General features: G+C 76.3%; 6 protein-coding genes. 4 read left to right on the top strand and 2 right to left on the bottom strand.

The genetic code is table 11. The annotated features are described in order from the left end of the window. Window positions 1-59 precede the first annotated feature (59 nt). Entirely contained in the window at window positions 60-1,136 is a 1,077-nt protein-coding gene (locus BJP40_RS11575; RefSeq protein ID WP_071280290.1) for a mechanosensitive ion channel family protein, read from the bottom strand. Window positions 1,137-1,370: 234 nt separating this feature from the next. Between BJP40_RS11575 and BJP40_RS11570 the strand changes: the two genes are divergently transcribed. Continuing rightward, window positions 1,371-1,907 (top strand): HNH endonuclease, encoded by a 537-nt coding sequence (locus BJP40_RS11570; RefSeq protein WP_071268917.1) that lies wholly within the window; start codon window positions 1,371-1,373, stop codon window positions 1,905-1,907. A gap of 414 nt (window positions 1,908-2,321) precedes the next feature. On the opposite strand, the gene BJP40_RS11565 is transcribed toward BJP40_RS11570, so the two are convergent. Further along, window positions 2,322-5,285, bottom strand: coding sequence for a beta-N-acetylglucosaminidase domain-containing protein (locus BJP40_RS11565; protein ID WP_071280289.1), 2,964 nt, complete (start codon window positions 5,283-5,285; stop codon window positions 2,322-2,324). A 326-nt stretch (window positions 5,286-5,611) separates the two neighbouring features. Between BJP40_RS11565 and BJP40_RS11560 the strand changes: the two genes are divergently transcribed. Genes BJP40_RS11560 through BJP40_RS11550 form a run of 3 tightly spaced genes read left to right on the top strand, consistent with a single transcriptional unit; the run spans window position 5,612 to window position 8,348 of the window. After that, window positions 5,612-5,938 (top strand): hypothetical protein, encoded by a 327-nt coding sequence (locus BJP40_RS11560; RefSeq protein ID WP_071280288.1) that lies wholly within the window; start codon window positions 5,612-5,614, stop codon window positions 5,936-5,938. Window positions 5,939-5,985: 47 nt separating this feature from the next. Then, window positions 5,986-8,097: a 4-alpha-glucanotransferase gene (gene malQ / locus BJP40_RS11555; protein ID WP_071280287.1), complete on the top strand. Its 2,112-nt coding sequence runs from the start codon at window positions 5,986-5,988 to the stop codon at window positions 8,095-8,097. 20 nt (window positions 8,098-8,117) lie between these two features. Then, window positions 8,118-8,348: a hypothetical protein gene (locus tag BJP40_RS11550; RefSeq protein ID WP_071268921.1), complete on the top strand. Its 231-nt coding sequence runs from the start codon at window positions 8,118-8,120 to the stop codon at window positions 8,346-8,348. Window positions 8,349-8,666 lie beyond the last annotated feature (318 nt).

The raw sequence follows: 8,666 nt of genomic DNA, 5'->3' as shown, positions 1-8,666 counted from the left end.
GGGGGGCAGGGGCACCGCCGGCACGGGCCGGTGCAGGGGGAGGCCGGTGCGGCGGCAGGTCAGTGCTTGGACAGGTTCGGCCCCGACTGGAGCGGTATCGGGTTCGTCGCGAGGGACTGCGGGGACGTGGGGGAGGCGAACGCCGACGGGGCGGCGACCCCGGCCGCGGGGTCCGCGGCGGAGGCCCCGTCGCCGGCCTGCGGCGGCCCGCCCACGATCCGCACGCCCGCCACGTCGAAGGCCTGCTTGATGCGCCAGCGCAGCTCGCGCTCCACACCCAGCGCCTTGCCCGGCATGGTCTTGGCGGACACCCGCAGGGTCATCGAGTCGAGCAGCACCTCGGTCAGCCCGAGCACCTCCACGGGGCCCCACAGCCGCTCGTTCCACGGCTCGTCCTCCGCCAAGGTCGCGGCGGCGTCGCCGACGAGCTTGCGCAGGTGTTCCAGGTCCTCGGTCGGCCGGACCGTCACGTCGACGGTGGCGGTCGCCCAGCCCTGGCTGAGGTTCCCTATCCGCTTGATCTCGCCGTTGCGCACGTACCAGATCTCGCCGTCCACCCCGCGCAGCTTCGTCACGCGCAGCCCGACCTCGATCACCTCGCCGGACGCCACCCCCGCGTCGACCGAGTCCCCGACCCCGTACTGGTCCTCAAGGATCATGAAGACGCCGGACAGGAAGTCCGTCACCAGGTTCCGGGCGCCGAAGCCGATCGCCACACCGGCGACGCCCGCCGACGCCAGCAGCGGCGCCAGGTCGATCTTGAAAGCGCCGAGGATCATCAACCCGGCCGTGCCCATGATCAGGAACGAGGCGACCGAGCGCAGCACCGACCCGATGGCCTCCGACCGCTGCCGGCGGCGCTCGGCGTTCACGAGCAGGCCGCCCAGCGCCGTGCCCTCCACGGCCTGGACACCGCGGTTCATCCGCTCGATCAGCTTGGTGAGCGCCCGGCGGACGAGGAACCGGAGGGTCAGGGCGACGGCCAGGATCACGACGATCCGCAGGCTGGTGTTGACCCACGTCGACCAGTTCTGCTCCACCCAGCCCGCGGCCTCGGTGGCTTGGCGCGCCGCCTCGTCGAGGGAGACGGTGGGAGGGGGAGCGGGGTCGGCGGAAGGCGTGGCCGATGCGAACACGCGGAACCTCCTGGCATCACGAGCGGGTCACAACAATTTAACGGGCAGGAGTAGGTGGTTCGCCGCCATGTTCGAGGGAGAGCTTCGTCGCACCAGGGGATGACACCCGGTGTGGTCGAAAACACTCCGTGCCCGTTTCCGGTACGTGGTGGCGCTTCGACCAGGCATGAGGAGAGACTGAGAGCAGATCGTCCCGGCGCGAGCCACGCGCCGCCGGCGTACAAGGAGGCATCCGTGCCGCACGTCCTGGTCCTCAACGCGTCGTACGAGCCCCTCGGCGTCGTACCGCTCCGCCGCGCGCTCGTGCTCGTCCTGGAGAACAAGGCCGTGTGCCTTGAGGAGTCCGGCGCCTTCCTGCACAGCGCAACCAGAGTGATGGCCGCACCCAGCGTCGTGCGGCTGAAGCGCTTCGTGCGGGTCCCGTACCGGGGGCCCGTTCCGCTGACCCGCAAGGCCCTGTTCGCCCGGGACGGCGGGCGCTGCATGTACTGCGGTGGCGTCGCAACCAGCGTCGACCACGTCATCCCGCGCAGCCGCGGGGGCAAGCACACCTGGGAGAACGTCGTGGCGGCCTGCCGCCGCTGCAACCACGTCAAGGCCGACCGGCACCTGCGCGAGCTGGGCTGGCGGCTCCACCAGCCGCCCGCGCCCCCCTCCGGTCTCGCGTGGCGGATCATCGGCACGGGCCATAGGGACCCGCGCTGGCTGCCCTACCTGCAGCCGTACGGCGCGGACGACGCCCTGGCCCGGATCGACGGCATCTCCGCCTGAGACCCGGGCCTACGTGTAGCACGGGGGCCGCGCCCCGGCCCCCGACGGCGACCGGGGCGCGGCCCCCTCCGGCATGCGCCCCGCCGGACGGGCCGGCGCACCCCCCCGCATCCGTCCACGCCCCCGACGGCGCCCGCCTCCGGCGGCCCGCACCCTCACGGCACGGCCCACGCCGCCGACGGTGCTGCGCCTCCGAGGGGCTCCACGCCGCGGGCGGCGTCCTACTGCGGGGCCGGGAGCGACCGCGCGGCGGTCGGGCTCCCGCGGGCAGGGCGGGCCCGCCCTGCCCGTGCGTGCGGGGGCCGTGGCGGACACGCATGGTGCTGGACGTGCTCGACGCCGCCCTGCCCGTGCGTGCGGGGGCCGTGCCGCGCGGCACGGCCCCGGCCCGGACGGCCTCGGCGGCGGGAGCCGTCAGCGCGCCACCGCGTACAGCTCGACGCCGTACAGCGAGTACCCGTACTCGGTGGCCCGGGCGTCCAGCCGGACGCGGACGAAGCGGGTGCCGGGCGCGTCCATGCGCACGGCCTCCCGGCCGCCCCGCCCGTCGCGCACCGTCGCGGCCGTGCGCCAGGTCCGGCCGTCCGCCGACACCTGCACCCGGTAGCGCGTCGCGTACGCCTCCTGCCAGTGCAGCACCACCTGGCCGACCCGCGCCGGCTCCGCCAGCTCCACCTGCCACCACGCCGACTCCTCCGGCAGCGACGACCAGCGGGCGCCCCCGTCCCCGTCCAGTGCCGCGGACGGCGGGAAGTCGGCCGTCTCCTGGCTCGACGCGGACGCCGTGCCCGACCGGGCCAGGTCCTCGCCGCCCGTCCGCGGGAAGGCCCGCACGGTCAGGGTGCGCTGCTCACCGCCGAACGACAGCGTCACCGTGTACTCCCCGGGCGGCGTGTTCCCGGGCACGCTGATCGTCACCGGTACCGTCGCCGCCGTGCCCCGGGGCACGGTCGTGTCCTTCGGCACGTCCACCACGACGCCTTCCGGCGCCCGCGCCGTGAGCGCCCCGCGCACGGCGCCGGGACGCTGCGCCGACACCACCGCCTCCACCCGCAGCGGCGTCCCGCCGATCTCCGTGTCCACCTCGGTGCGCCGCAGCTCCAGCCCGACTTCCGGTTCGTCCGCGAACCACGGCACGAGAGCCCGTACGGGCACCGGTCCCGCGCCCTGCGGCCAGCGCACCCGCAGCGCGTCGGCCCGCACCCCGCCGGCCGGTGTCTGGGTCCACCCCGACGCGTTCAGCGGGCCCAGCGGGCGCCAGCCCTCGCCCGGCACGCGGACCTCCACGGTGCCCGCCCCCGCACCCGGCTCGGCCAGCGCCGTCACGGCCTCCAGCGAGCGCGTCCGGCGCAGGTCCACGGTGTAGGCGTCGCCCGACCGGAACGCCTCGCCGGCCGCCCGCGAGGTGCCCGTCCAGGCCGCCGCCTGCTTCTCCGCCCGGTCGAGGAACGGACCGAGCACCCCCTTGCCGACCGTCGCGGGACTCGCCGCGAGCGCCGCGCGCAGCGGCTCCAGCTCCAGCTGGGCCCGCCACGCCGCCGCCCCGTCGCCGCGCGCCTGCGCCTGCAGCATGTCGACGGCGGTCTCCCCGGCCTGCCCGTACCGGGCCAGCTGCTCCAGCCAGGGCCGCACCTCGTCGTCGAAACGGCCCTCCGCGGGCCCCGTGAGCTGACCGGGGGCGGCCCGCATCGCGGTGAACGCCGCGCGGAGCCGGGCGGCCGCCCGGTCGCGGGCCTCCGGGGCCACCCCGGCCGTGGTGCGGGACCGCCAGAACTCCCGCAGCAGCGGCCGCAGGTAGGCGGACTCACCGTTCTGGTCCAGCAGCGACGACGCGTCGTTGCCGGCCAGCGCGGCCAGCGCGGCACGGGCCCGCGGGTCGCCGCCCGCCAGGTCGTCCAGTGCCGCCTCCCACGACTCGCGCGGCCGGTAGCCCCGCGGGTTCCAGGCGAAGTCCGCGGCCGTGAACACGGGGATGCGGGACGCCGACGCCTGCTCCATCGCGTTGGTCAGCAGCGCCGCCGAACCGGCCGCCACGGCGGGCTCCCGCCCGGTGTAGGGCCCGAGGAAGAGGCGGTCCTGCGCGTAGTCGTTCACGGGGTAGTTGTCCATGGTGACCAGCGGGTGCTGCCGGAACGCTGCACGCGCCCCCGCCAGTTCCCCGCCGGTGATCGTGCGCGGCACCACGCCGACACCCGTCCACGCCACCTGCACCCCGGGGTCCAGCTCGTCCGCCAGCGCCGTGCGGTAGTCCGTCACGCCGTCCTGGTAGTACTCGGTCGGCATCAGCGACAGCGGCTCCACGTCCGGGTAGCGCGCGGCCAGGTGCCGGGCCAGCTCGCTCGCCACGCGGGCGTGCGCCGTCGCCGCGGCCTGCGGGCCACGGCCGTAGACCTCCGCGTCCCGTCCGCAGTGCCACTCGTCGTAACTGGCGTCCTGGAACTGCACCTGGAACGCCCGCACGCCCAGCGCGTACATGGCGTCGACCTTCCGCTTCAGCGCCTTCACGTCGTCCGGCGAGGCCAGGCACATGGCCTGCGCGGGCGCCACCGCCCAGGCCAGCGTGACGTGGTTGCGCCGGGCCCGCTCCGCCAGCTCGCGGAACTCCGCGCGCTGCGCCGCCGGGTACGGCTCCCGCCAGCGCGCCTGCCGGTACGGGTCGTCGCCGGGCGCGTACAGGTACCGGTTCTGCTTGGTCCGGCCCATGAAGTCGAGCTGCGACAGGCGCTGCCGGTGGCTCCAGGGGCGGCCGTAGAAGCCCTCCGTCAGCCCCCGTACCGCCGTGCCCGGCCAGTCGCGCACCACCACGCCCGGCACCCGCCGGTCCTCGGTGATCAGCTGACGCAGCGTCTGCACCGCGTGGAACAGGCCGTCCCGGCCCAGCCCGTCCAGCGCGACGACGTCCCGGCCGTCGTGGCGGCCGGTCGCGAGGCGGTAGCCGCCGGTGGGCAGGTCCCCGCGCTCGGGCACGCGCAGGGCGCGCAGCACGCTCTGCGCGCCGGGTCCGCCCATCCACACGACCGGTCCGCGCCCCTCGGCGTCCGGTGCGCCCCGGTCCACCCGCCGCACGCCCGCCGCGCGCAGCACCTCTTCGAGCGCCTCCACCGCGTACGGGTCGGCGTCCGCGGGGGCGGCCACCACCACCGCGTCGCCCAGGGCCACCGTCGCCCCGTCCACGCCGCGCAATGACTGCGGGCGCGGCCACACCGCGGGCGGCGTCCCCGCCTCCCGCTCCGGCGTGGCGCTCGCGGGGGACGACGGGTCGCCCGGAGCGGCCGACGCGCCCGGGGCGCCGCCCAGAAGGCCGCCGATGACCGCGACCGCGACCGCGGTCACCGTCCGCCTGCCGCGTCCGAACTGCGGGAGCTGGCCGAACTGCACGCGCGTCTCCCCTCGTGCCGCCTGGTTGTGCGGGTAGCTTTGCCGTCGGACGTACGGAAGGCCGTACCTCCGGCCGTACGGGTGCTCGTACCGGTGGGTTTCGAGCCCACCACCCCCTCGCCGAAGGTGTCAATGTGCGTGGTCGATGTGTCGTATTTGCACACGGGTCAGGTTCCGGCGGCGGTTCGCCGGCCCGGTGCGCGGCGGCCGGCGCACCTCACCGGACGGGACGGGCGGTGTGAGGACCGCCACTCCGTACGGATGGTCCGACGGTTGCTGGGTAGGGCTGCTGTGGTCCGCCCTTCCCACCGCACAGGGAGACCATCATGGCCACGTCCGCCCACCTGCTGCACGCCGCCCTCTCCAAACAGGTCCGTGCCCTCTCCGGGCAGGCCCGCATTCCCTCCCGTCCCGGCCGCCAGGAGGCCCAGGACCACCCGCGCAGACCGCACCCGTGCCGCTCGCTCCCGGCCCAGTCGGCCGCCCGGCTCGCCGAACCGCGCTTCACCGAGGCGCTGCCGCTCACGAGTGAACCGCCCCTCGCCGACGCCGCCCCCCTCACCAGCGAACCGCCGATGACCGACGCCGCGCCCCTGACCAGCGAGCCGACGGCACGGGGCACGGCAGGCGGTCCGGAGTTCCCCCGCGCGTAGCCCCGCCCCGGAATCCGGGGACCAGGAGACCAGGATCAGGAGCCCGTATGACGCTCGCCCGGCTCGCCGCGCTGCACGGAGTGGCCACCGCCTACTCCCCGTCCCCGGGAGTCACCGTCCCGGTCCCCGACACCACCGTCGTCGCCGTGCTGGCGGCCTTGGACGTGGACGCCGGCACCCCGGCGGCCGTCCGCGCCTCCCTGGCCGCCGCCGAGGTGGCCGCGGCCCGCCGGCTGCTGCCGCCCACCGTCGTCGTCCGGCAGGGCGACGAGCCGTCCGGCCGCCCCAGGCCGGTCGCCGCCCTGCCCTTCGGCACCGTCCTGCACATCACCCTGGAGGACGGCCGCACCCTCTCCTCCCCGGTGCCCTGGGCGGGTCTGCCGCCCGGCGCCCACCTGCTGACGGCCCGCGCACCCGACGGCCGCACCGCCGACGCGACGCTCCTCGTCGCACCGGCGCGGGTGCCGGGCCCGTCCGCCTCCTGCCACGGCGTGCTCGTGCAGCTGTACTCGCTGCTGTCGGCCCGCTCCTGGGGCATGGGCGACCTCGGCGACCTGCGGGAGCTCGCCGACTGGGCGGGCCGCGCCCACGGCTGCGGCTTCGTGCAGGTCAACCCGCTGCACGCGGCCGTGCCCGGCACGCCCACCGACCCGTCCCCGTACCGGCCCTCGTCCCGCCGCTTCCCCGACCCGGTGCACCTGCGCGTCGAGGACGTGCCCGAGTACGCGTACGCCGCCGGCGCCGACCGCGCGGAGCTCGACGCCCTCGCCGGCCGCGCGGCGGAGCTGCGTGAGGGCGTGCTGCGCAAGGGCGAGCTGATCGACCGCGACGCGGTGTGGGTGCTCAAGCGGCAGGCCCTGGAGGCCGTCCGGCGCGTCCCCCTCGGCCCCGGCCGCCGGGCCGCCTTCGACGCCTTCCGCGCCGCCGGGGGGCAGGCGCTGGAGGACCACGCCACCTGGTGCGCGCTGGTGGAGCGCCACGGCGCCGACCGCGCCCAGTGGCCCGCGGGCCTGCACGACCCGAGGTCCGCCGCCACCGCCCGGGCGCGCGCCGACCTCGCCGACCGGGTCGCGTTCCACACCTGGCTGGCCTGGCTCACCGACGAGCAGCTCGCCGCCGCGCAGCGCGCCGCCCGAGGGGCCGGCATGGCCGTCGGCGTCGTCCACGACCTGGCGGTCGGCGTGCACCCGGACGGCGCCGACGCCTGGGCGCAGCCCGGTGCCTACGCCCGGGGCATGTCCGTGGGCGCCCCGCCCGACGCCTTCAACGCGCGCGGCCAGGACTGGGGGCTGCCCCCGTGGCGGCCCGACGCGCTCGCCGCCTCCGGCTACGCCCCGTACCGGGAACTGCTGCGGGCGCTGCTGCGGCACGCGGGCGCCCTGCGCGTGGACCACGTCATGGGCCTGTTCCGGCTCTGGTGGGTGCCCGCGGGACTGCCGCCCACGGAGGGCACGTACGTCCGCTACGACGCCGACGCGATGCTCGCGGTCCTCGCCCTGGAGGCGCACCGGGCGGGCGCCGCCGTGATCGGCGAGGATCTCGGCACGGTCGAGCCGGGCGTCCGGGACGTGCTGGCCCGCCGCGGCGTGTTCGGCACCTCGGTGCTGTGGTTCGAGCGCGACTGGGAGGGCACGGGCCGCCCGCTGCCGCCCGAGGCGTGGCGGGCCGACTGCGTCGCCACGGCCACCACCCACGACCTGCCCTCCACGGCCGCCCGGCTCGGCGGGGACCACGTGGAGCTGCGCCACCGCCTCGGCCTGCTGACCGTTCCGGTGGAGGAGGAGCGCGAGCGGGACGCGCAGGACGTGCGGGAGTGGCTGGCGTACCTGCGTCGGCTCGGCCTGCTCGCCGCGGACGGCGGCACGCGGGACGAGGAGGCGGAGATCCGTGCCGTCTACCGCTTCCTGCGGCGCACGCCCGCGCGGATGACCGGGGTGTGGCTGCCGGACGCCGTGGGGGACCGGCGCCCGCAGAACCTGCCGGGCACCTGGGACCAGTACCCGAACTGGCGGCTGCCGGTCGCCGGGACCGACGGGCGGCCGGTCGCCCTGGAGGACGTGGCCGCGTCGCCCCGGCTGCGGGCGCTCATGGCGGTGCTGGCGGACGGCGCGGACGGGCAGGGGCCGCCAACGGCACCCCCGGGCGCGCGCTGCGTCTAGGCGTTCGCTACGTTTGCTCCGTGGACAAGAAGAACGCCCTGCGCGCCGGCGCCGTCGCGACCGGTACGACGCTGATGATGCTGCTGATGTCGTCCCCGGCGCTCGCGCTGACCCGTGACGACGGCGACGACCCGGGCCCCGGCCTGAGCGTCATGGAGACGCTCGGCCTGTTCGTGGTGGCCCCGATCGCGCTGTTCGCGGTCATCGCCGGCCTCGTGATGGTCATGGACCGCTCGAAGAAGCAGGCCTGACACCCGGGCGCACCCGCTCTTCCCGAGGGCGCCGCACGGCAGGGTACCCACCCCGCCGTGCGGCGCCCTGGTGCGTGCGCGTGCCGCCCTCCGGCCCTCTTCGCCTGCCGTCGTTCCTCCCCGCGACCCGTACCCGCCGTACGGGTCGGTCTGGGGGAAAGGGCGTCCCGGGGAAGGCTTCCGACGCCTGCGTCCCGCCCGCGCCGGGCGCGACTGCGTCATCATCCGCACGGACACATCATCCGCACGGACACATCATCCGCACGGACACATCATCCGCACGGACACCCGACACGCGCCTGTGTCCGCCCGCGCTGA

The organism is Streptomyces sp. CC53 (genome assembly GCF_001865245.1).
In the GTDB taxonomy this organism is placed as follows: Bacteria; Actinomycetota; Actinomycetes; order Streptomycetales; family Streptomycetaceae; genus Streptomyces.
Note: the sequence above shows the minus strand (reverse complement) of the source record. Positions and strands in the feature narration are given on the sequence as shown.

Excerpts from the sequence above, each read along its gene's own strand:
- malQ (WP_071280287.1), top strand. The coding sequence starts at position 5,986 with ATGACGCTCGCCCGGCTCGCCGCGCTGCACGGAGTGGCCACCGCCTAC.
- BJP40_RS11560 (WP_071280288.1), top strand. The coding sequence starts at position 5,612 with ATGGCCACGTCCGCCCACCTGCTGCACGCCGCCCTCTCCAAACAGGTC.